This is a genomic window from Accumulibacter sp., assembly GCF_032229525.1.
GTDB lineage: Bacteria > Pseudomonadota > Gammaproteobacteria > Burkholderiales > Rhodocyclaceae > Accumulibacter.
Genome location: NZ_JAVTWB010000247.1, coordinates 1 through 26,496, shown reverse-complemented (window position 1 = coordinate 26,496; position 26,496 = coordinate 1). Strand labels below are relative to the sequence as shown.

The 26,496-nt window shown below is 60.5% G+C and carries 27 protein-coding genes; 11 read left to right on the top strand and 16 right to left on the bottom strand.

Annotated elements, in window-relative coordinates; translation table 11 throughout:
- Positions 1–300 precede the first annotated feature (300 nt).
- The 5 genes from RUW20_RS19610 to clpS all read right to left on the bottom strand — a co-directional run bounded on the left by RUW20_RS19610 (position 301) and on the right by clpS (position 4,872).
- Positions 301–456: a hypothetical protein gene (locus RUW20_RS19610; protein ID WP_313953901.1), complete on the bottom strand. Its 156-nt coding sequence runs from the start codon at positions 454–456 to the stop codon at positions 301–303.
- Between the two features lie 416 nt (positions 457–872).
- A complete protein-coding gene (locus RUW20_RS19605) occupies positions 873–1,382 on the bottom strand; it encodes an ankyrin repeat domain-containing protein (RefSeq protein ID WP_313953900.1) in 510 nt (169 codons plus the stop codon).
- A 336-nt stretch (positions 1,383–1,718) separates the two neighbouring features.
- On the bottom strand, positions 1,719–2,213 hold the full coding sequence (rraA, locus tag RUW20_RS19600; RefSeq protein ID WP_313953905.1) for a ribonuclease E activity regulator RraA: 495 nt from the start codon (positions 2,211–2,213) through the stop codon (positions 1,719–1,721).
- A gap of 91 nt (positions 2,214–2,304) precedes the next feature.
- Positions 2,305–4,563, bottom strand: coding sequence for an ATP-dependent Clp protease ATP-binding subunit ClpA (clpA, locus tag RUW20_RS19595; protein ID WP_313953899.1), 2,259 nt, complete (start codon positions 4,561–4,563; stop codon positions 2,305–2,307).
- Positions 4,564–4,872, bottom strand: coding sequence for an ATP-dependent Clp protease adapter ClpS (gene clpS, locus RUW20_RS19590; RefSeq protein ID WP_313953898.1), 309 nt, complete (start codon positions 4,870–4,872; stop codon positions 4,564–4,566). It lies immediately after the preceding gene.
- Between the two features lie 264 nt (positions 4,873–5,136).
- On the opposite strand from clpS, the gene RUW20_RS19585 reads away from it, so the two are divergent.
- Positions 5,137–5,340, top strand: coding sequence for a cold-shock protein (locus RUW20_RS19585; RefSeq protein WP_042335273.1), 204 nt, complete (start codon positions 5,137–5,139; stop codon positions 5,338–5,340).
- A 79-nt stretch (positions 5,341–5,419) separates the two neighbouring features.
- Here RUW20_RS19585 and moaC read toward each other — a convergent pair whose 3' ends face one another.
- Complete coding sequence (moaC, locus tag RUW20_RS19580) at positions 5,420–5,902, bottom strand: cyclic pyranopterin monophosphate synthase MoaC (protein WP_313953904.1); 483 nt, start codon at positions 5,900–5,902, stop codon at positions 5,420–5,422.
- Between the two features lie 160 nt (positions 5,903–6,062).
- Between moaC and RUW20_RS19575 the strand changes: the two genes are divergently transcribed.
- Genes RUW20_RS19575 through pabB form a run of 3 tightly spaced genes read left to right on the top strand, consistent with a single transcriptional unit; the run spans position 6,063 to position 9,612 of the window.
- Positions 6,063–7,517, top strand: a complete 1,455-nt coding sequence (locus tag RUW20_RS19575; protein ID WP_313953903.1) for a M48 family metalloprotease — start codon at positions 6,063–6,065, stop codon at positions 7,515–7,517.
- Positions 7,518–7,549: 32 nt separating this feature from the next.
- Positions 7,550–7,777: a sulfurtransferase TusA family protein gene (locus tag RUW20_RS19570; protein WP_313953897.1), complete on the top strand. Its 228-nt coding sequence runs from the start codon at positions 7,550–7,552 to the stop codon at positions 7,775–7,777.
- Positions 7,778–7,833: 56 nt separating this feature from the next.
- Positions 7,834–9,612, top strand: coding sequence for an aminodeoxychorismate synthase component I (gene pabB, locus RUW20_RS19565; protein ID WP_313953896.1), 1,779 nt, complete (start codon positions 7,834–7,836; stop codon positions 9,610–9,612).
- A gap of 59 nt (positions 9,613–9,671) precedes the next feature.
- On the opposite strand, the gene RUW20_RS19560 is transcribed toward pabB, so the two are convergent.
- The 4 genes from RUW20_RS19560 to RUW20_RS19545 form a co-directional block, all read right to left on the bottom strand.
- A complete protein-coding gene (locus tag RUW20_RS19560) occupies positions 9,672–12,488 on the bottom strand; it encodes a valine--tRNA ligase (protein WP_313953895.1) in 2,817 nt (938 codons plus the stop codon).
- A 72-nt stretch (positions 12,489–12,560) separates the two neighbouring features.
- Complete coding sequence (locus RUW20_RS19555) at positions 12,561–13,061, bottom strand: hypothetical protein (protein WP_313953894.1); 501 nt, start codon at positions 13,059–13,061, stop codon at positions 12,561–12,563.
- Positions 13,061–13,486, bottom strand: coding sequence for a DNA polymerase III subunit chi (locus tag RUW20_RS19550; protein WP_313953893.1), 426 nt, complete (start codon positions 13,484–13,486; stop codon positions 13,061–13,063). Before RUW20_RS19550 ends, RUW20_RS19555 begins: the two co-directional genes overlap by 1 nt.
- Positions 13,483–14,979: a leucyl aminopeptidase gene (locus tag RUW20_RS19545; RefSeq protein ID WP_313953892.1), complete on the bottom strand. Its 1,497-nt coding sequence runs from the start codon at positions 14,977–14,979 to the stop codon at positions 13,483–13,485. The genes RUW20_RS19550 and RUW20_RS19545 overlap by 4 nt, the downstream gene beginning before the upstream one ends.
- Before the next feature lie 73 nt (positions 14,980–15,052).
- On the opposite strand from RUW20_RS19545, the gene lptF reads away from it, so the two are divergent.
- Positions 15,053–16,132 (top strand): LPS export ABC transporter permease LptF, encoded by a 1,080-nt coding sequence (lptF, locus tag RUW20_RS19540; RefSeq protein WP_313953891.1) that lies wholly within the window; start codon positions 15,053–15,055, stop codon positions 16,130–16,132.
- Positions 16,129–17,202: an LPS export ABC transporter permease LptG gene (lptG, locus tag RUW20_RS19535; RefSeq protein WP_313953890.1), complete on the top strand. Its 1,074-nt coding sequence runs from the start codon at positions 16,129–16,131 to the stop codon at positions 17,200–17,202. Before lptF ends, lptG begins: the two co-directional genes overlap by 4 nt.
- 8 nt (positions 17,203–17,210) lie before the next feature.
- Here the strand turns inward: lptG and RUW20_RS19530 are convergent, their stop codons facing one another.
- From RUW20_RS19530 to RUW20_RS19515, 4 genes are read right to left on the bottom strand one after another with little or no spacing between them, the layout of a single operon-like run.
- The gene (locus RUW20_RS19530) at positions 17,211–17,636 is read right to left on the bottom strand and encodes an RDD family protein (protein ID WP_313953889.1); all 426 of its coding nucleotides are present in this window, start codon (positions 17,634–17,636) and stop codon (positions 17,211–17,213) included.
- Positions 17,636–18,226 (bottom strand): DUF3106 domain-containing protein, encoded by a 591-nt coding sequence (locus RUW20_RS19525; protein WP_313953888.1) that lies wholly within the window; start codon positions 18,224–18,226, stop codon positions 17,636–17,638. Before RUW20_RS19525 ends, RUW20_RS19530 begins: the two co-directional genes overlap by 1 nt.
- Complete coding sequence (locus tag RUW20_RS19520; protein ID WP_313953887.1) at positions 18,199–18,576, bottom strand: DUF3619 family protein; 378 nt, start codon at positions 18,574–18,576, stop codon at positions 18,199–18,201. The genes RUW20_RS19525 and RUW20_RS19520 overlap by 28 nt, the downstream gene beginning before the upstream one ends.
- Positions 18,573–19,136, bottom strand: a complete 564-nt coding sequence (locus RUW20_RS19515) for an RNA polymerase sigma factor (protein WP_313953902.1) — start codon at positions 19,134–19,136, stop codon at positions 18,573–18,575. The genes RUW20_RS19520 and RUW20_RS19515 overlap by 4 nt, the downstream gene beginning before the upstream one ends.
- A gap of 137 nt (positions 19,137–19,273) precedes the next feature.
- Between RUW20_RS19515 and RUW20_RS19510 the strand changes: the two genes are divergently transcribed.
- The 5 genes from RUW20_RS19510 to RUW20_RS19490 all read left to right on the top strand — a co-directional run bounded on the left by RUW20_RS19510 (position 19,274) and on the right by RUW20_RS19490 (position 25,188).
- Complete coding sequence (locus RUW20_RS19510) at positions 19,274–20,986, top strand: acetolactate synthase 3 catalytic subunit (protein ID WP_313953886.1); 1,713 nt, start codon at positions 19,274–19,276, stop codon at positions 20,984–20,986.
- Positions 20,987–20,997: 11 nt separating this feature from the next.
- The gene (ilvN, locus tag RUW20_RS19505; protein ID WP_313953885.1) at positions 20,998–21,489 is read left to right on the top strand and encodes an acetolactate synthase small subunit; all 492 of its coding nucleotides are present in this window, start codon (positions 20,998–21,000) and stop codon (positions 21,487–21,489) included.
- Between the two features lie 29 nt (positions 21,490–21,518).
- A complete protein-coding gene (gene ilvC, locus RUW20_RS19500; RefSeq protein ID WP_313953884.1) occupies positions 21,519–22,535 on the top strand; it encodes a ketol-acid reductoisomerase in 1,017 nt (338 codons plus the stop codon).
- Positions 22,536–22,613: 78 nt separating this feature from the next.
- Entirely contained in the window at positions 22,614–23,381 is a 768-nt protein-coding gene (gene pssA / locus RUW20_RS19495; protein ID WP_313953883.1) for a CDP-diacylglycerol--serine O-phosphatidyltransferase, read from the top strand.
- Between the two features lie 268 nt (positions 23,382–23,649).
- The gene (locus RUW20_RS19490) at positions 23,650–25,188 is read left to right on the top strand and encodes a 2-isopropylmalate synthase (protein WP_313953882.1); all 1,539 of its coding nucleotides are present in this window, start codon (positions 23,650–23,652) and stop codon (positions 25,186–25,188) included.
- 2 nt (positions 25,189–25,190) lie between these two features.
- Here RUW20_RS19490 and RUW20_RS19485 read toward each other — a convergent pair whose 3' ends face one another.
- Both RUW20_RS19485 and wrbA read right to left on the bottom strand, forming a co-directional pair.
- Entirely contained in the window at positions 25,191–25,562 is a 372-nt protein-coding gene (locus RUW20_RS19485) for a DUF2069 domain-containing protein (protein ID WP_313953881.1), read from the bottom strand.
- The gene (wrbA, locus tag RUW20_RS19480) at positions 25,562–26,155 is read right to left on the bottom strand and encodes an NAD(P)H:quinone oxidoreductase (protein WP_313953880.1); all 594 of its coding nucleotides are present in this window, start codon (positions 26,153–26,155) and stop codon (positions 25,562–25,564) included. The genes RUW20_RS19485 and wrbA overlap by 1 nt, the downstream gene beginning before the upstream one ends.
- Positions 26,156–26,496 lie beyond the last annotated feature (341 nt).

Here is a 26,496-nt window from a genome sequence, read left to right as displayed (position 1 = left end):
ATGCATAGCGCTGGGGGGCTGTAGCTGGCCGTGAGGCGACCAACCAGATGGCCCTACAGATCACGCCGCAGCCGGCCTCAGCATCGCGAGCGCCGGGTGCAGTGGGCGTGCGGCGGCCTGGCGGCCTGGCGGCCGGCAAAGCCGATGTCGAGCTGGCCGGCGTGTAATTGCTGGTGAGACCACGATAGCTCTGCTGCAGCCAGTGGCAGCACGCCTGCCACGCGGCGCAACAAGGCGGTTGACGGCCGCTAGTTGGTCGACCAAGACGCGCTCCACGAGCGAGACGCGCCAGCAACAGCGTCAGTCGAGCAAGGGGTCGTTGAGCTGTTCGCGCTTGAGCCCGCCGTCCTGATAATGCTTGAGCAGGTGGTGGTAGGTATGGCGCGGAAACGCCAGCGGATTGAGCCACAGCGTGTCGACCGCCGGCTTGTGAACCCGCTGCGTCCGCTCGCCCACGTCGAGGTCGATCGACAGGCAGCGCGGCGCCGTTGGCGGCGTTGCCGTCCCGCAGTGGCCAACGTGACGGCCAGTCGCCGTTCCTTCGTCGGCGCCAGGCGATGGTGACGGGGAAGATCGGGGCCGGACATCCGGAGGTGATTCAATGGCCGACCGGGCTGCGCCCGAGTGAGCCCGCCGAATGCCAGCGAATATGCATTCGGAATGGTCTTGGTTCAGGCTATGCGCATCGGGGTGGCCAGAGATGCCGGGAGGCGGTCAAGCGTCTCGCGTGGCTGCTCTGGCCTGTTACCGTGAAAGTCGCCTTCGCGACTCACGAATCTCCCTTCTCCCCCGCGCGGGAGAAGGGTCGGGGATGAGGGAAACGGGCATGACTTTCATTATCGGGGGTGTCCCGACAGTTCATGACCGTTAGGCTACTTCTTACCCATTTCGCGGGCGGCCCGGATCATGTCCGCATCGAGAACGGCCGTATCCGTTCCGTAACAGCGGACCATTTCGATCTCCTCGAACACTGGTTGTTCCTCGCCAGACGCGTGGTCAGCCTTGGCCGTGGTCGCACCGTAGTGCCGGCCTCGCCAGCGTGCGATCATCATTTCCTGATCGGTCAGCCCGGTCTTCATACCAGGGGGAACCTCGGCACCCATTTCGATCAGAGTCTTCACGACGTCTGTCCTGTTGCCTCGAATGGCCATCGACAACGGTGATGTAGGCTGCGCGTTATCCGGTGCATTGACTTTCGCGCCTCGGGAGATCAACTCGCGGACGATCTCGACGTGCCCCATGAAGCAGGCAACGCCCAGCGGCAACCCCGGGTCGCCACGTCCGTCATGGATCTCGGCGGAGGCGCCGGCATCCAGCAAGGCTTTGACCTCTCCCAGTCGGCCTGTCCGGATCGCTTTGATTAGGTCAATGGCAGCGTTCACAACTTGTCTCCGATTTTGGCAATGTCACAGCAGCAAGCGAAATATGTTCCGTGCCGAGAGTTCGGTCAACACCTTCCCGGTTTTATCCGAAAGCTGATGACGGACTCGTGTCGGCTCTGGCTCTGGCTCGGGCTCAGGCGATGTGCGGTGCCCGCATTTTCGCTCTTCGGCAGCCAATGTCTAGGATGGCCTCGGTCGGCCAATTGTTCCCGGCGAAGCAGCACTCTGTTGGTCTCCCCGGCCACCATCGAAAGACCTTCGGCTATCACTCCGCGCAAAGTAGTTGGTCAGGTAAGCACCAACTCCAGTACCTGAAGCCCTCGGCTTTGTGCGCTTTCAGCTCAACGGTTGGTCGCTGACGATCAACCCGTCGTCATCAACGTAAACCCACTCGCCAGGTCTGAAGGTCACCCCGCCGAAGGTTACAGGCAGATCGCGCTCGCCGATACCTTTCTTGATACTCTTCATGGGGTGCGTATTGAGAGCGCGAACGCCGAGGTCAATCGCGTTTATGTCAGAAGAATCGCGGATACAACCGTAAACGACGATTCCTTCCCAGCGGTTCTTGTGCGCCAAGATAGCCAACTGGTCGCCGACCAGTGCGCAGCGCATGGAACCGCCGCCATCGATAACCAGTACCCGGCCGTCACCCAAATCAGCGAGGGCTTCACGTACCAGGGAGTTGTCCTCGAAGACCTTGAGCGTGACCACCTGGCCAGCGAACGAGGGTCGTGCACCGTACCGCTGGAACATCGGAGCGACGACCCGGAGGTTGCCGTCACGGGCTTTGTTTTCGTTGCTGTCAAGGAGGTCGGCGGTTTTGAAAGGCATGGTCAAACGGGCCTCGTGTGGTCAGGTTGCGGAAGATGGACGATTGGCCATGCGGCGCGGGCCAAGCTTGCCGTAGGCAGTGCAGGCGTGCTCAGGCGACAGCCGCGGACTCTTCTTCGAAGACCAGTTTGACTTTCTGGTCGTCATCAAGGTCGACGGTGACATGGCCGCCGTGCGCCAGGCGGCCGAACAGCAACTCGTCGGCCAGCGAGGCGCGGATCGTGTCCTGAATCAGTCGCGCCATCGGACGTGCGCCCATCATCGGGTCGAAGCCGTTGGCAGCGAGGTGGTCCTTGAGCGCCGGGGTGAAAACGGCTTCCACTTTTTTCTCGTGCAGTTGCGCTTCGAGTTGCATCAGGAACTTGTCTACCACGCGCAAAATCACCTCGTGGTCAAGCGCCTTGAACGAGATGGTGGCGTCCAGTCGGTTGCGGAACTCGGGCGTAAAGATCCGCTTGATCTCGACCATTTCATCACCCGCTTGTCGCGTTGGCGTGAAGCCCATGGTTGCTTTCTGAATGGCCTCTTGTCCGGCGTTGGTGGTCATGATGATGATCACGTTCCGGAAGTCGGCCTTGCGTCCGTTGTTATCGGTCAGCGTGCCGTGATCCATGACCTGCAACAGAATGTTGTAGATGTCGGGATGGGCTTTTTCGATCTCGTCGAGCAGCAGAACGCTATAGGGTTTCTTGGTTACCGCCTCGGTCAGCAGGCCACCCTGATCGAAGCCAATGTAGCCGGGCGGCGCCCCGATCAGGCGTGAAACGGCATGCCGTTCCATGTATTCCGACATGTCGAAGCGTACCAGCTCATTGCCCAGGCAGTACGCCAGTTGCTTGGCAACCTCGGTCTTGCCAACGCCGGTGGGGCCAGAAAACAGGAAGCTCCCGATCGGCTTGGTAGGGTTGCCAAGACCAGAGCGGGCCATCTTGATCGCTCTGGTGAGGGCATCAATCGCCGCGCTCTGACCGAACACCACGGCTTTCAGATCACGGTCGAGATTCCTCAGGTTGTTGCGGTCGTCCGACGAGACGTGCGTAGAAGGGATGCGCGCGATCTTGGCAACAATCTCTTCGATGTCGATCTTTCCAATCATCTTTTTCTGCTTGGACTTGGGCAATATCCGCTGCGCTGCCCCGGCTTCATCGATCACGTCAATCGCCTTGTCCGGCAGGTGACGGTCAGTAATGAAGCGCACCGACAGCTCGACGGCCGAGGTCAGGGCCGCAGCGGAGTATTTGATACCGTGGTGCGCCTCGAAGCGCGACTTGAGTCCCTTGAGAATTTCAACGGCTTCGGCACTCGATGGCTCGTTGACGTCAATCTTCTGGAAGCGGCGCGACAGTGCGTGGTCTTTCTCGAAGATGCCCCGGTACTCGTTGTAAGTCGTTGCGCCGATGCACTTCAACTGACCGGATGAAAGCGCCGGTTTGAGAAGGTTGGACGCGTCGAGCGTGCCACCTGACGCCGACCCAGCGCCGATCAGGGTATGGATTTCATCAATGAACAGAACAGCCTGCGGGTTCTCGCTCAGTTGCTTGAGAACGGCCTTCAGGCGCTGTTCGAAATCGCCGCGATATTTCGTCCCGGCCAGCAGCGATCCCATGTCAAGGCAGTAGACGTTCGCCTTGGCGAGAATCTCGGGGATATCGCATTCGACGATTCGCCGCGCCAGCCCTTCGGCTATGGCTGTTTTTCCAACGCCCGCTTCTCCAACCAGCAAGGGATTGTTCTTGCGCCGGCGACAGAGCGTCTGGATGACCCGCTCGAGCTCCCGGTCACGACCGATCAGTGGGTCGATTTTGCCCTGCAAAGCCAAGGCGTTGAGGTTGATGGTGTAGCTTTCCAGTGGCCCGGCCGCGCTTTGCTGATCGCCTTCGGTTTCAATCTCGGGTTCACCTCGCGGCGCGCTCTGGGGGATCCGGCTGATCCCGTGCGAAATGAAATTGACCACGTCCAGACGCGTGACACCTTGTTTCTGCAAGTAATAAACAGCGTGCGAATCCTTTTCGCCAAAAATCGCAACCAGGACATTGGCACCGTTAACTTCTTTCCGACCCGACGATTGCACGTGCAGGATGGCACGCTGAATGACTCGCTGGAAACCGAGTGTCGGTTGCGTGTCGATTTCATCATCACCGGCGACGGTCGGCGTGTGTTCGCCAATGAATCTGATCAGATCCTTGCGCAGCTGCTCGATGCTGGCGCCGCAGGCGCGCATCGCCTCGGCCGCCGATGGGTTGTCCAGCAGTGCGAGCAGGAGGTGTTCGACGGTGATGAACTCATGGCGCTTTTGTCGTGCCTCGACAAATGCCATGTGCAAACTTACTTCAAGTTCCTGCGCAATCATTCAGTTTTCCTCCAATACGCACGCCAGGGGATGCTGGTTGCTTCGCGCGAAGGCTGTGACCTGTTCGACTTTCGTGGCCGCGACATCGCGCGGAAAGATCCCACACACCCCACGCCCATCGGTGTGGACTTTGAGCATGATTCGCGTCGCGTGTTCTCTATCCATTCCAAAAAACCTTTGCAGAACGACAATCACGAAATCCATCGGTGTGAAATCGTCGTTCAACAACAGGACCTTGTAAAGTGGTGGCGGGGTGAGTTGCGTACGCTGCGCCTGCAGTAGGGAGTCGTCCTGATGCTGTGTTGCCATGAGTGAATTCTAACCAGTCTTTTCGGATGCGCAATACCGATCTTCGCCGAGTTTCGGGCCTCGTACACGGTTCGCCAGGCGATAAAGCCGAAAAAGGCTTGACGCAGCCGCCTGGTTTGGCGTACAAAGATCGAATGTTTCTATTCAAGCTGTTGCTGTCTGGTGGTTCTGCGTGTCGGAGCTCCTATCTTGGCTGGAGTTGAATACGAAGCATGCAAGTCGGGCACCGCCCGGATTTAGTCTTTTTTTCAAGGAAGTGGCAATATGGCAACTGGTACAGTTAAGTGGTTCAATGACGCTAAAGGTTTTGGCTTCATTACTCCGGATGATGGTAGTGAGGATCTCTTCGCCCATTTCTCCGCGATCACCATGGGTGGTTTCAAGACCCTCAAAGAGGGCGAGAAGGTTTCCTTCGACGTGACGCAGGGCCCGAAGGGCAAGCAAGCATCGAATATCGCGCGCGCCTAAGCTTTTTGGGAGTGCAATAGGGACCCGCCTCTGGCGGGTTTTTTTTGTGCGGTACTTTTGATGATCGCTGCAGTCCGCGTCAGCTGGCAGTCCAGTGTCCGGACTTGCCGCCCAGTTTTTCGAGCAGTCGAATGTGCTCGATGTGCATACCGCGATCAACTGCTTTACACATGTCGTAGATGGTCAGCAGGCCGATGCTGGCGGCGCACAGGGCTTCCATCTCGACGCCGGTACGACCGAAACACTCGGCACTGGTCACGCAGTGCACGGCGTTGGCCATGGTGTCGATTTCGAAGTTGACCGAAATTCTGGTCAAAGCGATCGGGTGACACAAGGGGACCAGGTCAGACGTGCGTTTGGCGCCCTGAATCGCGGCAATTCGCGCAACGCCGAGAACGTCGCCTTTCTTTGCCGAACCTTCAACGATCAGAGCCAAGGTTTCCGGCCGCATCAGGATGCTTCCGGCGGCTCGTGCCAGCCGGTTGGTTTCGGCTTTCGCGCCGACGTCGACCATCTGTGCCTGGCCCTGCGAGTCGAAATGGGTGAGTGGGCTGGCGGGCATGGAAGTCGCGGCGGCACGTGGAAAACTCGCCAGCGAAATAGCTGAGAGCGAGTCGAGGGTGGCTGGTAACGCTTCGTAACAAATCCCCAAGCCTTGATTGAGTATCATAGCATCATCTTTCTCCGCTCCGCCGCACTCGCCGGGAGGCCTCTTGATCAGAATGATTCTTGCTGCCGCATCTTTGCTGGTCGCGGCTACGTTTGGCAGTTCCTCGAAGGTTCTCGCCGATGGCCTTCCGGAGCTTGGCGACGCGGCACGTAGCGACCTTTCCCCTCAGCTTGAGCGCAAGATCGGCGAGCAGATTTTCAATGACATTCGCCTGCGCGAGCCGAGCTATGTTGACGATTCCGAGATCACCGACTACGTCAATCTCCTAGGGAGTCGCCTGGTGGCTGGCAGTTCGAACTCGGCGGGTGATTACCAGTTTTTCGTCATTCGTGACAACACGGTGAACGCATTTGCGATGTTCGGCGGCTTTATCGGCGTGAACACCGGTACGCTGCTGACTGCGCAAACGGAGTCCGAGCTTGCCGGAGTCCTCGCCCATGAGATCTCGCACGTGACACAAAGCCACCTTGCCCGGCAGATTGCCCGGGAGAAGCAGAACTCGATCGCCACCATGGTCGCCATGGCCGTCGGTGTTCTCGCTGCCCGTGCCAATTCGCAGGTGGCGAGTGCGGCGGTGGCCTCGGCGCAGGCCGCTTCGATTCAGGCGCAATTGGCCTACAGTCGTGATTTCGAGCGGGAGGCCGACCGCTTGGGGTTTCAGACGATGGTCAAGGCGGGCTATGACGCTCACGGCATGGGCGATTTCTTCGGGCGCATGCAGCTGGCCGGGCGGGTGTATGAGAACAATGCGCCGGTCTACCTGCGTTCGCATCCGCTGACCGTCGAACGTATCTCCGACATGGAGAACCGGGCGCAGAGTGCGCCCTACCGGCAGGTGACCGATAGCCTGGACTTCCATCTGGTACGGGCCAAGTTACGAGTGCAGATGGGTACCCCCGGAGAAGCGATCAGCGAATTCAGCAGGCAGTTGCGGGAAAAGAAGTATGTCTCGGAGGCTGCGACTCGCTATGGTCTCGCCTACGCGATGCTGAAAGCCAAGGACGTTGCAGCGGCGCAGAAGGAGGTCGATGCGCTGCTCACGCTCAAGGCATCGTCGCCGATGATCGCCGGTCTGGCGGCCGAGGCCAGAATTGCTGCCGGTGATCGAGCTGGCGCGCTGACCCTCTATCGCAACGCCTTGCAGCGCTATCCGCACTCCAAGTCCCTGAGCTATGGCTACGCCAGAGGCCTTCTTGCCGGGCGGCAATACGAACAGAGCTTGAGCTTCCTGGAATCGCAGCTGCAACTCTATAGCTCGGACTACAAGTTGTACGGCTTGCAGGCGGAAACTTTCGCCGCACTTGGCAAGCGTCTGCAGCAGCACCGTTCGCAAGCCGAGTTCTATCTCCTGCAGGGGCAGTTGGGTGCTGCTGTCGAACAATTGCAGTTCGCGCAACAGGCCGGGGACGGTAGCTTCTTCGAACAGTCGGCGGTGGATGCGCGCCTGCGTGAATTGCGCAAGCTGCAGGTGGAAGAGGCGAAGGAAAAAAAGAGGAATGGCGGTTAGAATACGCCCTCAGTTTGACTGCGGACCCGAACATGCATTGCGACCGAGAACTCGACGTCAAAGGGCTGAATTGCCCGTTGCCGATTCTGCGCACCAAGAAAGCGCTGTCGGAGATGTCTACCGGCGAGGTGCTGCACGTGCTGGCGACAGATCCCGGTTCGGTCAAGGACTTCCAGGCGTTCGCCAGGCAGACCGGAAACGAGCTGCTGTCGAGTGTCGAGGCGAACCAGGTCTTCGAGTTTTACCTCAAGCGCAAGTAGAGCCGCGCTGCGGCCCAGGCGCTTCTTCAAGCGTGCTGTCCTCCATCCCCTGACCGATGCGTGACGGCGCTCAGTTCGCTCTGTTTGACGGCGACGGGGGCAGCGCACTGTTGTTGACCGGCTGCTGCCGCTCGTTCGCCGTCGCCGATTCCGCCGATCCCACCGTGGTATTCCGGGCGATCGAAGCCGAGATCGCCGCTGGCCAATGGGTGGCCCTGGCCGCCGACTATGCGCTGGGTGCGAGCTTCGAAGCAGCTGTTCCGCGGTCGCCGCCCGGTCGGCCAATTTTGCGGGCCTGGGTGTTTGCCGATGGGCAAGCGCTCGATGCGGCCGCGGTCGGTGCCTTCCTTGCCGATCGGCTGGCGGCGCTGCCCGAGCATCAACGGCTGGCCGGCATTGCCGAGCTATCGGCAGGCGTCGATGCAGCGAGCTACGCCGCGCAAGTCAGACAGATTTGTCGTTGGATAGCCGATGGTGATTGCTATCAGATTAACCTCACTTTTCCGCTGACTTTCCAGATTTACGGCCATCCGCTGGCGCTCTACGCCGGTCTGCGCGAACGACAACCGGTGCGCTATGGTGGCTATCTGTGCACGACGGACGAAACGGTTCTTTCCTTCTCGCCGGAGTTGTTCTTTGAGCGCTCGGGAAATCGCGTCCTGACGCGGCCGATGAAAGGTACGGCGCCGCGAGGAAACACAGCGCTGGACGATGAGGCGAATCGTGCCAAGCTATTGTCTTCGGCGAAGGAGCGTGCCGAAAACATCATGATTGTCGACTTGTTGCGCAACGACCTCGGTCGTCTGGCGCTGCCGGGCGAGGTGAGCGTCGAAGCCCTGTGTGCGACCGAGGCTTACCCGACCTTGTGGCAGATGGTGTCTGCGGTTGCCGCCGAGTTGCCCGGGGTGAGTCTGGCGAACCTGTTCGGCGCATTGTTTCCCTGCGGTTCGATTACCGGCGCGCCGAAGATTCGGGCGATGCAGCGCATCGCGGAACTCGAACACACACCACGGGGTTTGTATACCGGGGCCCTGGGTTGGCTGGCCCCCGGCGGCGACTGCCGTTTCAATGTGGCCATTCGCACCGTCGAACTTGGTGCCGACCAGCAGGCCAAGCTAGGTGTCGGTAGCGGTATCGTGATCGACTCGGATCCGGAGTGCGAGTACGCGGAGTGTTTGCTGAAAGCGAGTTTCCTGACTGCCTTCGACCCGGGGTTCGCGCTGGTCGAAACCCTGCGCCTGGAAGACGGTGAGTACCCGCTGCTGCCCCTGCATCTCGAGCGCCTGCAGGCTTCGGCGCGTACCCTGGGTTTCGCCTGCGTTCAGGAGAGCGTGTCTTCGGTGCTGGCCGTCGAAGCGGCGCGGTGGTCCACCGGGGTTTTTCGCGTTCGTCTGACGCTGGCGCACGACGGCGCCTGTCAGGTCGTGGCGTCGCCCTTGCCCGATGATCCTGCACCCACCTGGCGCGTCGTTCTGGCGAGCGAGAAGCTGCCTGCCGACGATTACCTGCTGCGCCACAAGACCACGGCGCGTGCTCGCTACGACCGCACGCTGGCCGCACTGGCCGAGCAGCCAGAGGTGTTCGACGCGATCTTCTTCAACGCTCTGGGGGAGGTGTGCGAGGGCGCGCGCAGCAACGTCTTTGTCGAGCGCGACGGAATTCTGCTAACGCCTCCGGCGATCTGCGGCTTGCTACCGGGCGTCATGCGCCGGACGCTGCTTGAGTCCGGGCGTGCAGTCGAACAGGTGCTGCGACGCGAGGACTTGTTGCGGGCGCCGGCCTTGTATATTGGCAATGCCTTGCGTGGCCTGATGCCGGTGATCCTTGAACATTGATCACAATTCCTGGTCTGGCCGCGGAACGGCAGCCGGATGGAACCGGCTGCCAGGCCAGCCTAGCGCCGCAGGCGTTCGCGCTGCGGCTCGAGTTTTTCGAGCGTGGCGATGAAGTCGTTGAGGCGCTTCCTTTCCTGTTCGACCACCGCTGCCGGAGCACGCGCGACAAAGCTCTCGTTGGCGAGCTTTGCTCTGGCTTTGCCGATCTCGCCACTCAGGCGGGCGATCTCCTTGTCGAGCCGTTCGCTTTCGACGGCGAGGTCGATCTCGATCTGCAGCATCAGTTTCGTATCGCCGACGATGGCGATCGGTGCGCTGGCGTCAGGGGGCAGGTCGTCGACGATCTCCAATTCCGACAGCTTGCCAAGTGCTTTCAGATAGGGAGCGAATTCGGCGAGTGAAGCCCTGTCACCACTGGCCAGCAGTGGTACCCGTTGCGCTGGTGAAAGGTTCATTTCGCCGCGCAGGTTGCGGCAGGCGTAGGCGAGATCCTTCAGTTGCTGAACCCGGGCTTCGCTGCCCAAGTCAATTTTTTCCGGCTGCGACTGCGGATACGCGGCGAGCATCACGGAGTCGTGGGTCTTGCGGCCGGCGATCGGAGCGAGCACTTGCCAGAGTTCTTCGGTAATGAATGGCAGCAGCGGATGCGCCAGGCGCAGGACGGTCTCCAGCACGCGCGCCAGCGTCCGGCGCGTGGCGCGGATTTCCTGTTCGTTGCCGTTCAGCAGTTGCACCTTTGACAGCTCGACGTACCAGTCGCAGAACTCGTCCCAGACAAACTCGTAGACCGAGCGCGCCAGCAGGTCGAAGCGGTAGTCGGCGTAGTGTTGCGCGACCTCGGCTTCCGTGCGTTGCAGTTTGCTGACGATCCAGCGGTCGGCGAAGGAGAAGCTCAGTGCCGTCGAGCAACGCTCCGGGGTGCAGGCGGAGAGGCCAAGGTCCTGCTCTGCCGTGTGCATCAGCACGTAGCGGGTCGCGTTCCACAGCTTGTTGCAGAAATTGCGGTAGCCTTCGCAGCGGCTGAGATCGAACTTGATGTCACGGCCGGGGCTGGCCAGCGACAGGAAGGTAAACCGCAGGGCGTCGGTGCCGAAAGCCTGGATGCCTTGCGGGAACTCCTTGCGCGTACGCTTTTCGATCTGCGCGGCCTGCTTCGGGTTCATCAGGCCGGTGGTGCGCTTCTCGATCAGGGCGTCGAGGTCGATGCCGTCGATGAGGTCGATCGGGTCGAGGACATTGCCCTTCGACTTGCTCATTTTCTGGCCTTCGGCATCGCGGATCAGGCCGTGCACGTAGACGTGCTTGAAGGGGATTTTGCCGGTGATGTGCCGGGTCATCATCACCATCCGCGCGACCCAGAAAAAGATGATGTCGAAACCGGTGACCAGGACGGTAGACGGCAGATAGAGTTCGAGAGCGGGATTCGTCTCGGCCGGCCATTGCGGCGTCCAGTCCAGCGTCGAGAAGGGCCACAGGGCCGACGAGTACCAGGTGTCGAGGACGTCCGGGTCGCGCGTCAGTGGGCCGCTGTAGCCTTGTTCGTCGGCCTGGATCCTGGCTTCTGCTTCGTCATGAGCAACGAAAATCCGGCCATCGTCACCGTACCACGCCGGAATCTGGTGGCCCCACCACAACTGCCGCGAGATGCACCAGTCCTGGATGTTGTTCAGCCACTGGTTGTAGGTGTTGACCCAGTTTTCGGGGAAAAAACGGATTTCGCCCGACGCGACGCACTCCAGCGCCTTGCCGGCGATGCTGGTGCCGTCGGCGCCGGCTTTGCTCATGGCGACGAACCACTGGTCGGTGAGCATCGGTTCGATGACCACGCCGGTGCGGTCGCCGCGCGGCACTTTGAGTGCGTGCGCTTCGACCTTGTCGAGGAAACCCTGCTGTTCGAGGTCGGCGACAATCTGCTGGCGCGCGGCAAAGCGATCCATGCCCTGATAGCAGGCAGGTGCATTCTCGTTGATCTTGGCGTCGAGCGTCAGGACGGGGATTATCTGCAGCTTGTGGCGCTGGCCGACGGCGTAGTCGTTGAAGTCGTGCGCCGGGGTAACCTTGACACAGCCGGTGCCAAACGCGGGGTCCACGTAGGCGTCGGCAATGATCGGGATCTCGCGCTCGCACAGCGGCAGCTTGACCATTTTCCCCAGTAAGTGCTGGTAACGTGCGTCTTCCGGATGGACCATCACGGCGGTATCGCCGAGCATCGTCTCCGGCCTGGTGGTGGCGACGGTCAGCGTCGCACTGCCGTCAGCCAGAGGATAGCGGATGTGCCAGAGGTGGCCTTGCTCTTCTTCCTGTGCCACTTCGAGGTCGGAGACCGCAGTCTGCAGCACCGGATCCCAGTTGACCAGACGCTTGCCACGGTAGATCAGGCCTTCCTGGTAGAGGCGGACGAAAGTCTCGGTGACCGTCTTCGACAGGCCGGCGTCCATCGTGAAGCGTTCGCGGCTCCAGTCTGGCGAGGTGCCGAGGCGACGCATCTGCTGGGTGATGGTGTTGCCCGAGAATTCCTTCCACTGCCAGACTTTCTCGAGAAATTTCTCACGGCCGAGGTCGTGTCGGGATATTCCCTGGGCGTCGAGCTGGCGCTCGACGACGATCTGGGTGGCTATCCCTGCATGATCGGTGCCGGGTTGCCACAAGGTGTTGTCACCCCGCATGCGATGGTAGCGGGTGAGCGCATCCATGATCGCCTGGTTGAAGCCATGCCCCATGTGCAGGGTGCCGGTGACGTTGGGCGGTGGCAACAGGATGCAGAAGGCTTCGGGTTTGTCGGCGTCGAGGCCGGCACCAAAGTAGCCTCTGGCTTCCCATTCGGGGTACCAGCGACGCTCGATGTCTGCTGGTTCAAAGCTCTTGGCGAGTTCCATGGAGGGGAGGGCAGGTGGATTTCAGGAGCGCGCATTATACCGGATCGTGCTGCTGCCCCCAGTTCGCGACGCCTACTCCTGATCGGCTGCGGCGCCTTCGCGGTCGGCAGGCTCCTCCAGGGGCAACTGAAGCTGTCCTCGTTCGGCAACGAAGTCGCGCAAGGCTTCGGCGATGCTGGCGCCGATGCCGTCGCGCAGCCGCTTCGCGGTGTGCAGTGCGGCGGCTTCGACCAACGCCGGTAATTCATCGGCCAGATGGCCGTCAATGAACTGCGCAAGCTCGGCGGCAAGCGCTGGCCGCAGGCTGGCCGTAACATGGTCGTCGCTCTCTTCTTCGGCTACCGCTTCCGCGGCAACGACGATGTCGGTCAGCAGCGGCAGGTTGTCGTCTTCGGGCGCCAACTGAGTGGAGCCCGCGGCACCGTAGGGCATGGCCGACGGAGTGGACGAGGCCAGAAAGCTGCGCCGGCGGCGCATCTGCCGTGGGAGTTCGCCGCGCGCGCTGCCTCCAGCACCGCTGTCGGAGTTGATCAGGGAGTCAGCACGACTGAGCAGATCCTTGTCGCTGGCCATCAAGCGTTCCCCGAGCAATCCAGGTACCTGATGTCGTAGCCGCGATCTTTGTAGAATCTCGCACGTTTGCGGCCATCAGCGCGCTCTTCATCGCCTTGGCTGACGACTTCGATCAGGCTGGCGAAGCGCGAGAAGCCGGGCGGTACGTCGCGAGAGAGGTTCAGCAGTCGTTCATCCTGTGGCGCCGATTCAAGCGTGCTGGCGATCAGTACGGGAGTTTCGCCGGCCAGCGGCGAGTTGATGTCAACGTGTGGTACAAAGCCCGCGGGTGGATGCATCCACAACTGGCGATCGAGCGCCGCCGCGACTTCGGCCGCCGGGGCGTAGACGAGCATCGCTTTTCTCTGGGCGAATGCCTTGCCGATCAAAGCCACGGCCGCCGCGATCCGGTCAGACGCGTTGTGGTAGAAGAAAACCTGGGTCACGTGAGTTTCCCGGCACGCTTCATCAGGTAGTGCATCAGCAGCGGTACCGGTCGCCCCGTCGCGCCCTTGTCGCTGCCTGATTTCCATGCGGTACCGGCGATGTCGAGGTGAGCCCATACGTATTTCTTGGTAAACCGGGCGAGAAAACAGGCGGCGGTGATGCTGCCGGCCGAGCGGCCACCGATGTTCGCCATGTCGGCGAACGGACTCTTGAGCAATTCCTGATAGTCGTCCCACAAGGGCATCTGCCACGCCCGATCGTGCGCTTCGTCGCCGGCATGCTCCAGTTCGCGGGCCAGGGTATCGCTGTTGGCGAAAAGACCGGTAGCGACATGGCCGAGGGCGATGACGCAGGCGCCGGTGAGGGTCGCAACGTCGATCACTGTCTCCGGGTCGAAGCGAGCAGCGTAGGTCAGCGCGTCGCAGAGAATCAGGCGACCTTCGGCGTCGGTGTTGAGGATCTCGATGGACTGTCCGGACATCGAAGTGACGATATCTCCCGGCCGGGTAGCGGCGCCCCCCGGCATGTTTTCCGTGCTCGGCACGATCACGGTCAGATTGATCGGCAGTTTCATCAGCGCGGTGGCCTTGATGGCGCCAAGCACGCTGGCTGCACCGCACATGTCGTACTTCATTTCGTCCATTTCCGGTGCCGGTTTGAGCGAAATTCCGCCGCTGTCAAAGGTCACCCCCTTGCCGACCAGTACCACCGGTTTCTCATCGCTCTTGCCCCCCTTGTACTGCAGGACAATGAGCTTCGGCGACTGGTGTGAGCCTTTGGCCACCGACAGCAACGAGTGCATCCCAAGTGCGGCCATTTCATCAGCCTCAAGGATCTGGCACTCGATCTTGTGTTCAGTCGCGAGATGTTGCGCGGTTTCTGCAAGGTGGCTCGGTGTGCACACATTGCCGGGCAGATTGGCAAGGTTCTTGGCCAGCGACACGCCTTCGGCGATCGCCTGGCCCTGGTTCAGTGCTTCCTCGGCCGCGGCCAGTTCGTTACGGCGATCGACGACAAAGGTCAGCTTGCGTAACGGGCGTCGGACCTTGTCCTTCTTGCTCTTGAACTGATCGAAGCGATAGACGGTCTGTCGCGCGACAAGTACGGCCTGTCGTACTCGCCACGCGGCGCTGCGCTTGCGGACGCTCGTTTCGGTCAGGAAGACCGTGCCGTCGAACGAGCCGGTTTCGTCGAGTGTCCTTACCGCGCTGCGAATTGCGTCGCAATACTCGCGGTCGCCGAACTCCTTTTCCTTGCCGAGTCCGACCAACAGGACGCGGTCGCAGAGTGTTCCCGGAACATTGTGCAGCAGCAAGGTAGACCCTGCCTTGCCCTCCATGTCGCCGCGGCGAACGATGTCGGAGAGATGGCTGCGCGCCGCGTTGTCAATGAGTTCGGCGGCGAGCGTCAGCTTGCGCGGTTCGAAAACGCCGACCACGACACAGGCGCTGCGCTGCTTCTCCGGGTTACCGCTTTTTATGCTAAATTCCACTCACCCTCCCCAGGATCGGCGTGTTGCTTAGAAAACGCCGATTATCACTGCTGCTTTTCACCAAAGTCAAAAAATGATCTTTCAGCGTGCGGTCCGACGCGAGTTTGCCCACTCCACCGCCGGTGTTTTCACTGCGCTTTTTGCGATCATGGTGACGACGCAGTTGATCAGGCTGCTGAACGAGGCTGCTCAAGGCAGTGTGGACCCGGGTGCGGTGGCAGCGCTTCTCGGGTTCGCGTCGCTCAATTATCTCCCGCCTTTGTTGTCCTTGTCCTTGTTTATCGCCATCCTGTTGACCCTTTCGCGCAGTTATCGTGATTCCGAGATGGTGGTCTGGTTCTCGTCGGGACTCTCGCTGGCGGCCTGGATGCGGCCGGTATTGACATTCGCTTTGCCGCTGGTGGCGAGTATCGCTGCGCTCTCCTTGTTCCTTTCACCGTGGGCCTTGTCCCAGAGCGCCGAGTTCCGCGGCAAACTCAGTACGCGGAAGGATGCCGGTCAGGTGGCTCCTGGCGCATTTCAGGAATCGTCGGCTGGCGATCGCGTGATCTTTGTCGAAGCGGTTGCAGATGATACTAGCCACGTGCGCAACGTCTTTGTCAGCGAAGTGGGGTCCGAGCGTCCGGGGGTGACCATGGCCGGCACCGGCCATCAGGAGATTGCGGAGAATGGTGATCGCTTCATCGTTCTGGAGAATGGCCGTCGCTACGAGCTGGAGCCCGGGACGGCCGCCTTCCGCATTCTGGAATACGGGCGCTATGCCGTTCGCCTCGAAACCAAGGAGGCGCGTGGAATCGAACGGACACCCAAGAACATGCCTCTCGTGGAATTGCTGCCACTGGACCTGCCCGTCTATCGGGCGGAACTGCTGTGGCGTGTCGGCATGCCTCTTTCGGCAGTCGTGCTGGCTTTGCTGGCGATACCTTTGTCATTTGTCAATCCGCGTGCCGGGCGCTCCGCGAACATGCTGCTCGCCATTCTGGTCTACGTGGTCTACAACAATCTGCTGACGATCACGCAGGGGTGGGTGGCCAGCGGCAAAGTCTCTTTCGCCCTGGGCGTGTTGACTGCCCATCTGCTCATGCTGTCGGTGCTGCCGCTGTTGTTCTACCACCGCATCGCCGTGTATTCCTTCGCTCGCCTGTCTCGATGAAGATCTATCGTCGTTACCTGGCGCGCGAGGTGTCTGGCGCGATACTGCTGGTGTTGCTGGCGTTTCTGTCCCTGTTTGCCTTCTTTGACATGCTCGGCGAGATCAACAACGTCGGGCAGGGTAACTACCGACTCCATCATGCTTTTGGCTTCGTCCTGCTGCGGGTGCCGGGCCGTGTTTATGAGCTGATGCCCATTGCCGTCCTGATCGGGACACTCTATGCGCTGTCGGGGCTAGCTCGTCATTCCGAGATTACCGTGTTGCGGGTCTCAGGCCTTTCGTCTGGCGCTTTGTTGCGTGGACTATTTCTGGTGGCTGGCTTGTTTGCCGTCGCCACTTTCCTGATTGGCGAGTACGTAGCGCCGCCGGCCGAACGAGCAGCCAACCAACTGCGCCTGAAGGAAAGGGGGCGAATGGTCGGACAAGACCTGCGTTCAGGCCTGTGGGTAAAGGACGAGCGCGATTTCATCAACGTCCGCATCGTCCTGCCGGATACGCGTTTGCGCGGAATCCGTATCTACGAGTTCGACGAGAGCGGGCAGCTGAAATCGGTCACCGAGGCAGAAGAGGGAGAATATGTGGTGCCTGACAGTTGGCGGTTGACTGATGTCGTGCAGACAACGCTCTATGCGGAGCGTGCCGAGGTTCGGAAGATCCCCGATCTCTTGTGGCGTTCGGCTCTGAATCCGGACATCCTTGCCGTCCTGATGGTTTCTCCCGATCGCATGTCCTTGCGGCACCTGTCGGCCTATACCAAGCACCTGGCGGATAACCGTCAGACGACCAATCGTTACGACATTGCCTTCTGGAAAAAAGTGATCTACCCGCTGGCAGCGTTCGTGATGGTTGCCCTTGCCCTGCCGTTCGGTGGTACGCATTACCGGGCCGATGGGGCTGGCCTCAAGATCTTCTCCGGGGTGATGATCGGAATCCTGTTTCACATGCTGAACGGTTTGTTCTCGAATCTCGGTGCGATCAACAGCTGGTCGCCGGTGCTCAGTGCGGTGACGCCGTCCGTATTGTTTCTGCTCGCGGCAACGGCAATGATCTGGTGGGTCGAAAGGCGCTGATCGGGGGCTCAGCTCCTCACCAGTTGCGTGCCGGCGAGACGGTCGTGCAGGAATAGTCGGTCGCGATCCACCAGTGCCCACAGGATTCCCACCCCTCCCAGCACGATGCTTGGCCAGCTCAGGAGATAGCGCAGGAGGGCTCGCGCCGGGCTGACAGCGAAGCCGTCGCGGGTGACCAGCCGGATGTGCCAGGTTTTCATGGCCAGCGTCTGTCGCCCGTCGCTCCAGAACCAGACGCAATAGGCGAGGAGCACGATGAAGCAGTGGGCCTGTACAAGGATCGGCGCTACCAGGCGATGGGCAAGGGCACCCAACAGAAAATGCGGTAGCACCAGCAGTGCCGCGAGCACTCCAAGCAACAGCAATGACTCGTAGAGCATGCTGGCCAGGCGGCGCACGATGCCCGGCCGCGGGACGGGTTCTGATACCGGCATCAGTCCCTGTTTTCGGTTTCGGCGGGCGGCGAAGCGCCGCCGCTACTTGCCGGCGGGGAACGACGAGCGCCGAGCGGCAGCACTGCCGCTTGGGGTGGCGTACCCAGAGTGCCAGGCGTGCCGCTTGCTCCCACCGGCCCGGTTTTCGGTAAGGGCCTTGTGGCAGCTTGTTGCTTGAGCCGTTCCTTTTCCTCTTCCGGCAGGCTGGAGTATTCCTGCCATTTCTGCTTGAGTTCCTGCTTCTTCTCCACCGGGAGCTTGTTGGCGGTGATGAAGTTCTCGCGCGCAACACGCCGTTGCTCGGGCGTCAACTCCCCCCAGTCCTGCATCTGAACTTGCACCCTGCGCTGCTCGTCGGCGGTCATTTTGAAGAACCGGCGCGTGATACCCAGCCACTTTTTCTGACGCGCATAGTCCATCCCATCCCAGTCGTAGCTGAGTGGAGCGAGGATGGTCTTCTGCTCTACCGTCAGCTCGCTCCACTGCGGCTGCGCGGGTGTTGCAATCGCCGACGGATTGAGCGCATCTGCCCAGCCCGTTACGGCAATAAAGCTACTGAGGACTATTGCGACGCGGAGCTTTTCAGCCATGCGTCAAAGCCCCGGTCGGTAAAGGCCGCGATCGGCAAGTCGTCGGCGAGCAGGGCGCTGTCGATGATCTCCAGTTCGGCGATTCTCTGGTCTGCCTGCCAGTAGGTGTAGGTAGCGATGCCGAATACGAGGGCAAATGCCACGAACATCTGTTTGAAGCGCAGGCCTTCGGCGTGTTCCTGAATGAAATGACCCGCAGTGGCCAGCACCGACTGATGGACGGTGGCCTTTTGTCGGGCCAATGCCCGCAGTCTGGCACCGTCCAGGCGCGAGTGGGTTGCCGCCGGGAGGTCGTGCAGGCCCCTGTTCAGGTGTTGCCTCACCTTGTAGGTAAAATGCAGTTCATTCATAGGGTAATTCCTTTTGCCTTCAATGCTATCGCCAGCGCGTGATTGGCACGAGAGCAGTGTGTCTTGACGCTGCCCTGCGAGCAGCCCATGACCGACGCCGTTTCGGCAACGTCCATATCTTCCCAATAACGCAGCAGGAAGGCTTCCCGTTGACGGCCAGGCAGCGATTCTATCTCTTTCTCAATCATCCCAAGAATTTGTGCTTGTTCGAACTGGCCATGCGGGGTCTGCGGAACATTGGCCCCCTCTTCGCTGCTGATGGTTTCCAGCGGGTCGTGATCTTCGTCATCACTCGGCGAAAGGGCCGAGAGTAGTGTGGTCCATAGTGAGCGTACCTTGCTGCGTCGGTAGTAGTCGCGAATGGTGTTCTGCAGGATACGCTGGAAAAGCATCGGCAGTTCTGTTGGTGGGCGGTCTCCGTATTTCTCGGCAAGCTTCATCATCGCATCCTGGACGATGTCGAGAGCGGACTCTTCGTTGCGCACCGCGAACATTGCTTGTTTGAAAGCGCGGCGTTCGACTGCAGTGAGAAAGTCTGACAGTTCGCGTTGGCTGGCCAGGGCTAAAATCCTTGCGGTTGTAGGGAGGAAAGCCTGCTTTCCAAAGCGCCGCTTGTCATGAATACCTTGACCAAACCACGTCTAAGCTTTAACGTTGCAGACTTTTTTCGAGCAATTTGCTTGCTGGGGCGACGGTAATGACAATGATGACCGGTGCGGAGATTGTAATCAGGTGCCTGCAGGAAGAAAAGGTCGAGTACGTATTCGGCTATCCTGGCGGGGCTGTCCTTCATATGTATGACGCGCTGTTCAAGCAGGATCAGGTCAAGCACGTTCTCGTTCGCCACGAGCAGGCGGCAGTACATGCGGCGGATGGACTGGCGCGTTCGACCCACAAGGTTGGTGTGGCACTGGTCACTTCAGGCCCCGGCGCCACCAATGCCGTGACCGGCATCGCGACGGCGTACATGGATTCGATTCCGCTGGTGGTCATCGCCGGACAGGTGCCGACCGAGTATATCGGTCAGGACGCCTTTCAGGAGTGCGATACCGTCGGCATTACCCGGCCCTGCGTGAAGCACAATTTCCTGGTCAAGGACGTACACGACCTGGCGGTGACGATAAAGAAGGCCTTCTTTATCGCCAATAGCGGTCGTCCGGGGCCGGTGGTGATCGATATTCCGAAGGATATTACCGCGGCCAAGTGCAAGTTCGAGTATCCCGAGACGATCCAGCTACGCTCCTACAACCCGGTTGTAAAGGGGCATCTGGGACAGATCAAGAAGGCGCTGCAGCTCTTGCTCGAGGCCAAGCGGCCGATGGTGTACTCGGGCGGCGGGGTCATTCTTTCCAATGGTGCCGAGCAATTGACCAAACTGGTACGCCGGCTGGGCTTTCCGATTACCAACACCTTGATGGGCCTGGGCGCGTATCCGGCAAGCGACCGACAGTTTCTTGGTATGCCGGGCATGCACGGTACCGTCGAGGCCAACCTGGCGATGCAACACTGTGACGTCCTGCTGGCTATTGGCGCGCGCTTTGACGACCGGGTAATTGGCAATCCAGTGAACTTTTCGTCTATCCCGCGCAAGATCATCCACATTGACATCGATCCGTCGTCGATCTCCAAGCGGGTCAAGGTTGATGTGCCGATCGTCGGCAACGTCCCGGATGTCCTTGAAGAGATGCTCAAGCTACTCGATGCCGGCAACGCCAGTCCGGATGCGGATGTGCTGGCAGAGTGGTGGAAGCAGGTCGAGGAGTGGCGTGCCAAGCAGTGCATGAAATACCGCATGAAGAAGAACATCATCATGCCGCAGTACGTCATCGAAAAGCTTTATGAAATCACTGAAGGCAAGGCGATCGTGACTTCCGATGTCGGTCAGCATCAGATGTGGGCAGCGCAATACTACAAGTTTGACGAGCCGCGCCGCTGGCTCAATTCCGGTGGTCTGGGGACGATGGGTGTCGGTCTGCCTTACGCCATGGGCGCGGCCCTGGCCAACCCGGACAAGCAGATTGCCTGCGTCACCGGCGAAGGTTCGATTCAAATGTGTATTCAGGAACTATCTACCGCCAAGCAGTTCCGTCTGCCGATCAAGATCATCAACCTCAACAATCGTTACCTGGGCATGGTTCGGCAGTGGCAGGAGATGTTCTATGGCAGCCGTTATTCGGAGTCGTACATGGATTCGCTGCCCGACTTCGTCAAGCTTGCCGAGGCCTATGGTCATGTCGGCATTCGTGTCGAACGGCCGGAAGACGTCGAGGGTGCGCTGAAGAAGGCATTCGTTGATCACAAGGATGACCTGGTATTCATCGATTTCATCACCGATCAGAAGGCCAATGTCTATCCGATGGTGGCGGCTGGCAAAGGCCTGGCGGACATGCTCCTGACCGAAGATCTGTAAGGGAAGACAAGATGCGACACATTATTTCAATCCTGCTGGAGAATGAGGCAGGAGCCCTGTCGCGGGTCGCCGGTCTGTTCTCGGCGCGCGGCTACAATATCGAAACACTCACCGTGGCGCCGACCGAGGATCTCTCGCTGTCTCGCCTGACCATTGTCACTTCGGGAACCGATGCCGTAGTCGAGCAGATCACCAAACAGCTGAACAAACTGATTGACGTCATCAAGGTCGTCGATCTCTCCGAGGCGGCGCACATCGAGCGCGAACTGATGCTGCTCAAGGTGCGCGCCACCGGCAAGGACCGCGAGGAACTCAAGCGTCTGGCCGATATCTTTCGTGGCCACATCATCGACGTCACCGAATCGACCTATGTCATCGAGCTGACCGCCAGCGGGCCGAAGCTCGACTCGTTCATCCAGGCGATTGACGCCGGGCTGATTCTCGAAACGGTGCGTACCGGCGTTTCCGGCATTGGCCGCGGCGAACGCATTCTAAAAGTCTAAGCAGACCGACCAGCAAAAAAGGAAACTCCATGAAAGTTTATTACGACAAGGATGCCGACCTCTCCCTGATCAAGGGTAAGAAAGTGACCATCGTGGGCTACGGCTCGCAAGGCCATGCGCATGCGCAGAATCTGAGCGATTCCGGTGTCAAGGTAACCGTCGGCCTGCGCAAGGACGGGGCGTCGTGGAGCAAGGCCGAGAAAGCGGGCCTGAAGGTTGCGGAGGTCGCCGTGGCAGTCAAGGGCGCCGATGTGGTGATGATGTTGCTGCCTGACGAAACGATTCCGCAGGTCTATAACGCGGACGTGGCGCCGAACATGAAGAAGGGTGCTGCGCTGGCGTTTGCCCACGGTTTCAATGTGCACTACAACCAGGTCGTCGCCCGTGACGATGTTGATGTGATCATGGTTGCGCCGAAGGGCCCTGGCCATACCGTGCGCTCGGAGTACCTCAAGGGAGGCGGCGTGCCGTCGCTGATCGCCGTTCATCAGGACCGCTCCGGCAAGGCCCGCGACATTGCCCTTTCCTATGCTGCCGCCAATGGCGGCACCAAGGGCGGGGTGATCGAAACAAACTTCCGCGAGGAGACCGAGACCGACCTTTTCGGCGAGCAGGCTGTCCTTTGCGGTGGCGCCGTCGAACTGGTCAAGATGGGCTTCGAAACACTGGTGGAAGGTGGTTACGCGCCCGAGATGGCGTACTTCGAGTGCCTGCACGAGCTCAAGCTGATCGTCGACCTGATGTACGAAGGCGGCATCGCCAACATGAACTACTCCATTTCGAACAACGCCGAGTATGGTGAGTACGTGACCGGGCCCGAAGTGATCAACGAGACCTCACGTGCAGCCATGCGCACGGCTCTCAAGCGAATCCAGAGCGGTGACTACGCGAAAATGTTCATCCTCGAAGGGCGGACCAACTATCCCGAGATGACTGCGCGTCGGCGTCTGATGGCCCAGCACGAGGTCGAGATCGTCGGCGCCAAGCTGCGCGACATGATGCCCTGGATCAAGAAGAACAGGTTGGTTGATCAAAGCAAGAACTGATCGATTCCGTAGCTTGCTGCGGGAGGAGGCGGACAGCTGCTTCCTCTCCACATGAGCCCGCTTCCAGTCAACAGCGCAATGCCTGAACTCAAGCCTCGCAAGACCCTCTTCAACCCGGAGTTGCGGCGTCGCGGCATCTATCTGCTGCCTAACCTGTTTACCACGGCGGCGCTGTTCTGCGGCTTCTTTGCCATCGTTCAGTCGATGAAAGGTGGCTTTGAAGCGGCAGCCGTGGCCATCTTCGTGGCCATGGTGCTTGATGGCCTCGATGGGCGAGTAGCCAGGATGACGCGCACGCAAAGCGCCTTCGGCGCCGAGTATGATTCGCTGTCCGACATGGTCTCGTTCGGCGTCGCGCCGGCTCTGGTAACCTATGCTTGGGCGCTCAAGGACCTGGGTCGACTCGGCTGGATTGCAGCCTTCGTCTATTGCGTCGGTGCGGCGCTGCGCCTGGCGCGCTTCAACACGACGCTGGAAGTCGTGGATAAGCGTTACTTTCAGGGCCTCCCCAGCCCGGCAGCTGCCGCCCTGGTGGCCGGTTTCCTCTGGGTCATGATCGACAAGGACGTCGCGGCGGGGAACGTGCGCTGGTTGGCCTGCGGGTTGGTGATCTTTGCCGGCATCTCGATGGTGACCAATATCCAGTTCTACAGTTTCAAGGACGTCAACCTGCGGCGCAGCGTGCCCTTCATTTTCGTCGTCGCCATCGCCCTCGCTTTTGCCGTGCTCTCCTACGACACGCCGGTTGCCCTGTTTGGCCTGTTTGTAGCGTATGCCTTGTCAGGCTACGTGCAGCTGTTGACTCGTCGGATCAGGCGCAGGACATCGCCGCCGCCGGTGGAATAACGCTTGCCGACGATCTGGCGACGGCGCTCGCGCCGCGCCGCGTATTCGAGGTCAATTGACACAATGTTTCGAAACTGCTTATAGTCACCAAAGTGGGTTTGCTCGGTCTTGCCCAGGGTCTGATCGTCATGCACCGTTTATGGCTCGGCCGTCGCCGCGCCCAGCACACCAAGAATCCCCCAAAAAGTCGTGGAGTCTCGCTTGGCTCGCCCTGTGAGCAGGGGACGCCATTGCCGCGTATCTACCGCCTCACCTCCGGAGTCAGGACATGAAAGAACATCTGGTCATCTTCGACACTACCTTGCGCGACGGCGAACAAAGCCCGGGCGCTTCGATGACCAAGGACGAGAAACTGCGCGTCGCGAGACAGCTTGAGCGGATGCGGGTCGATGTCATCGAAGCCGGCTTTGCTGCCGCGTCGCCTGGCGATTTCGACGCCATCCGGTCGATTGCCAAGGTTATCCAGGAGTCAACGGTGTGCTCTCTTGCGCGCTCGAACGAGAACGACATCCGTCGTGCCGGTGAAGCGATCGAGCCGGCAGCGCGTGGCCGAATTCATACTTTCATCGCCACCAGTCCGATTCACATGGAGAAAAAGTTGCGGATGACGCCTGATCAGGTGGTCGAGTCGGCTGTGCGGGCAGTGCACTGGGCGCGTGAATACACCGACGACGTCGAGTTTTCGGCGGAGGATGCGGTGCGCTCGGACGTCGATTTCCTGTGCCGTGTCTTCGAGGCGGTCATCAAGGCCGGCGCCCGGACGATCAATGTTCCCGATACCGTGGGCTATAGCGTCCCCAATGTCTGGGGAGATCTGATGCGCACATTGATCCAGCGGGTGCCAGGGGCTGATCAGGTGGTGTGGTCCACCCATTGCCATAACGATCTGGGTATGGCCGTTGCCAATTCGCTGTCAGCGGTGTTGGCCGGCGCGCGTCAGGTCGAATGTACGATCAATGGCCTTGGTGAACGGGCGGGTAACGCCTCGCTCGAAGAGGTGGTGATGGCGGTAAGGACGCGTAGCGATCTCTTCCCGGTCGAGACACGGATCGATACGACGCAGATCGTTCCTGCGTCCAAGCTGGTCTCGCAGATTACGGGCTATCCTGTCCAGCCCAACAAGGCAGTCGTTGGCGCCAACGCTTTCGCGCACGAAGCCGGAATTCATCAGGACGGCGTCCTCAAACATCGTGAGACCTACGAGATCATGCGCGCCGAGGACGTTGGCTGGGCCCAGAACAAGCTGGTGCTCGGCAAGCACTCGGGACGCAATGCGTTCAAGTCGCGCCTGGCTGCGCTGGCCATCGTGCTCGACAGTGAGGAAGCCCTGAACGCCGCATTTGCCCGCTTCAAGGAACTGGCCGACAAGAAACACGAGATTTTCGACGAAGACCTGCAAGCACTGGTTTCTGATGAGGAACTGACGCAGGAGGGCGAGTACTACAAGCTGGTCTACTCGCGGGTGTGCTCGGAAACCGGTGAGACGCCCGAGGCCGCGTTGACACTGATGGTCGATGGCGTCGAGAAGAAAGCCTCAGGCGTTGGCGGTGGCCCGGTCGATGCGATGTTCAAGGCGATCGAGACGGTGGCCACGAGCGGTGCCCAACTGCTGCTCTATTCGGTCAATGCGATCACCACCGGTACCGACGCGCAAGGTGAAGTCACCGTGCGTCTGGGGAAAGACGGTCGGATTGTCAATGGCAATGGTGCGGACACCGATATCGTCATCGCCTCGGCGAAAGCCTACCTCAATGCCTTGAACAAACTGAAGGTCCCGGATCGGGTCGACCCCCAGGGCGATGTTTGACCTCAGTCCAGGCGGGGGGCCGGCCGATTGCCCTGCGCCGATGGGCGAGTGAGCCTGGCGTAGGCGACGGTGGCGCCGAAGAAGATCAGCGAGAGGATGGTTTCGGCGATTGCCAGTGACTGTCCGAGTCCGGTATCGGTGGTGGCGCGAACGATTCCCTCGGTGAAGTACAACAGGATCAGCATGCTGGCCCACTGGTAGGTGTAGCGGCGGCCGTTGAGGATCCCGAACAGCGGGGCCAGAAGTGGCAGGCATTTGAGCGCCAGCCATGAGCCGCCAGCCTGGACCGGTGCCAGGCGCAGTTCCCAGGCCAGGCTCAGGAAGATCAGCGCGATCAAGCTGGCAGACGCTGCCAGGTACAGGGTGCGAATCATCAGGACCCGAGTTTCATGGCGATGGCCGCGAGTCTGCGCCCCTGCGCGAAGGCGAGTTGCCGCTCATCGTCGGTGAGTGTCGGATCGCCCTCGGAACCGGCGACATGGCTGGCTCCGTACGGCGTTCCGCCACTGCGTGTTCGCGACAGCGCCTCTTCCGCGTAGGGTAGGCCGAGCAGCAGCATGCCGTGATGCAACAGCGGCAGCATCATCGACAGGAGGGTGCTCTCTTGTCCGCCGTGAGCACTGGCTGTGGAGGTGAACACGCAGGCAGGTTTCCCGGTCAGCGTTCCAGCCGACCATTGGGCGGCGGTGCTATCCCAGAAGTATTTCATCGGCGCAGCCATGTTGCCGAAGCGGGTGGGGCTGCCGAGTGCCAGCCCGACGCATTCGGCAAGGTCGGCGGCTTCGACATAGGGCGCACCGACCGCCGGGATTTCCGGGGCACTCGCCGCACAAACGGGCGATACCTTCGGCACCGTACGCAGGCGCGCTGTAGCGCCATCCATTGACTCGATGCCGCGGGCAAGCTGCTGGGCAAGTGCGTGCACCGAACCGCGCTGACTGTAGTAAAGGACCAGAATTTCCACCATCCGGCTATTATCCCGAAAACTGCCGTTGAGCGCTTCCCTCCCGTAGGCAAGGCCACGGTAAATTTGTTCTCGGCCATTGATTAAGCCCCCCGAGGATGCCCGATGATGGATCGACAGAGGGTCGCCCCTATCGCCTGTTCGCTGCACTTGAGAACAGGAGCGCGCCGGGCGCCAAGGTCTCAGCTTCGGGCGCAGACAAGCTATAATCCGCGCCATGGCTGTGCACCCCCTTGTTTTGCAGCAATTTCCGCTACTTAGGTCGCTGCCAGAGGATGCTCTGGAGCGCCTTGCGGGCTTGGCCGGTACCCATAGCTTCGCCAAGCGAGAGGTGGTTCTACCGA

What these genes read in the sequence shown, in the direction of transcription:
- ilvC (WP_313953884.1), top strand. Translation starts at nt 21,519, where the DNA reads ATGAAAGTTTATTACGACAAGGATGCCGACCTCTCCCTGATCAAGGGT.
- RUW20_RS19585 (WP_042335273.1), top strand. Translation starts at nt 5,137, where the DNA reads ATGGCAACTGGTACAGTTAAGTGGTTCAATGACGCTAAAGGTTTTGGC.
- RUW20_RS19560 (WP_313953895.1), bottom strand. Translation starts at nt 12,488, where the DNA reads ATGGAACTCGCCAAGAGCTTTGAACCAGCAGACATCGAGCGTCGCTGG.
- lptG (WP_313953890.1), top strand. Translation starts at nt 16,129, where the DNA reads ATGAAGATCTATCGTCGTTACCTGGCGCGCGAGGTGTCTGGCGCGATA.
- RUW20_RS19575 (WP_313953903.1), top strand. Translation starts at nt 6,063, where the DNA reads ATGATTCTTGCTGCCGCATCTTTGCTGGTCGCGGCTACGTTTGGCAGT.
- pssA (WP_313953883.1), top strand. Translation starts at nt 22,614, where the DNA reads ATGCCTGAACTCAAGCCTCGCAAGACCCTCTTCAACCCGGAGTTGCGG.
- wrbA (WP_313953880.1), bottom strand. Translation starts at nt 26,155, where the DNA reads ATGGTGGAAATTCTGGTCCTTTACTACAGTCAGCGCGGTTCGGTGCAC.
- RUW20_RS19525 (WP_313953888.1), bottom strand. Translation starts at nt 18,226, where the DNA reads ATGGCTGAAAAGCTCCGCGTCGCAATAGTCCTCAGTAGCTTTATTGCC.
- RUW20_RS19485 (WP_313953881.1), bottom strand. Translation starts at nt 25,562, where the DNA reads ATGATTCGCACCCTGTACCTGGCAGCGTCTGCCAGCTTGATCGCGCTG.
- RUW20_RS19520 (WP_313953887.1), bottom strand. Translation starts at nt 18,576, where the DNA reads ATGAATGAACTGCATTTTACCTACAAGGTGAGGCAACACCTGAACAGG.
- RUW20_RS19570 (WP_313953897.1), top strand. Translation starts at nt 7,550, where the DNA reads ATGCATTGCGACCGAGAACTCGACGTCAAAGGGCTGAATTGCCCGTTG.
- clpA (WP_313953899.1), bottom strand. Translation starts at nt 4,563, where the DNA reads ATGATTGCGCAGGAACTTGAAGTAAGTTTGCACATGGCATTTGTCGAG.
- clpS (WP_313953898.1), bottom strand. Translation starts at nt 4,872, where the DNA reads ATGGCAACACAGCATCAGGACGACTCCCTACTGCAGGCGCAGCGTACG.
- ilvN (WP_313953885.1), top strand. Translation starts at nt 20,998, where the DNA reads ATGCGACACATTATTTCAATCCTGCTGGAGAATGAGGCAGGAGCCCTG.
- RUW20_RS19555 (WP_313953894.1), bottom strand. Translation starts at nt 13,061, where the DNA reads ATGGCCAGCGACAAGGATCTGCTCAGTCGTGCTGACTCCCTGATCAAC.
- lptF (WP_313953891.1), top strand. Translation starts at nt 15,053, where the DNA reads ATGATCTTTCAGCGTGCGGTCCGACGCGAGTTTGCCCACTCCACCGCC.
- rraA (WP_313953905.1), bottom strand. Translation starts at nt 2,213, where the DNA reads ATGCCTTTCAAAACCGCCGACCTCCTTGACAGCAACGAAAACAAAGCC.
- RUW20_RS19530 (WP_313953889.1), bottom strand. Translation starts at nt 17,636, where the DNA reads ATGCCGGTATCAGAACCCGTCCCGCGGCCGGGCATCGTGCGCCGCCTG.
- pabB (WP_313953896.1), top strand. Translation starts at nt 7,834, where the DNA reads ATGCGTGACGGCGCTCAGTTCGCTCTGTTTGACGGCGACGGGGGCAGC.
- RUW20_RS19510 (WP_313953886.1), top strand. Translation starts at nt 19,274, where the DNA reads ATGACAATGATGACCGGTGCGGAGATTGTAATCAGGTGCCTGCAGGAA.
- moaC (WP_313953904.1), bottom strand. Translation starts at nt 5,902, where the DNA reads ATGCCCGCCAGCCCACTCACCCATTTCGACTCGCAGGGCCAGGCACAG.
- RUW20_RS19490 (WP_313953882.1), top strand. Translation starts at nt 23,650, where the DNA reads ATGAAAGAACATCTGGTCATCTTCGACACTACCTTGCGCGACGGCGAA.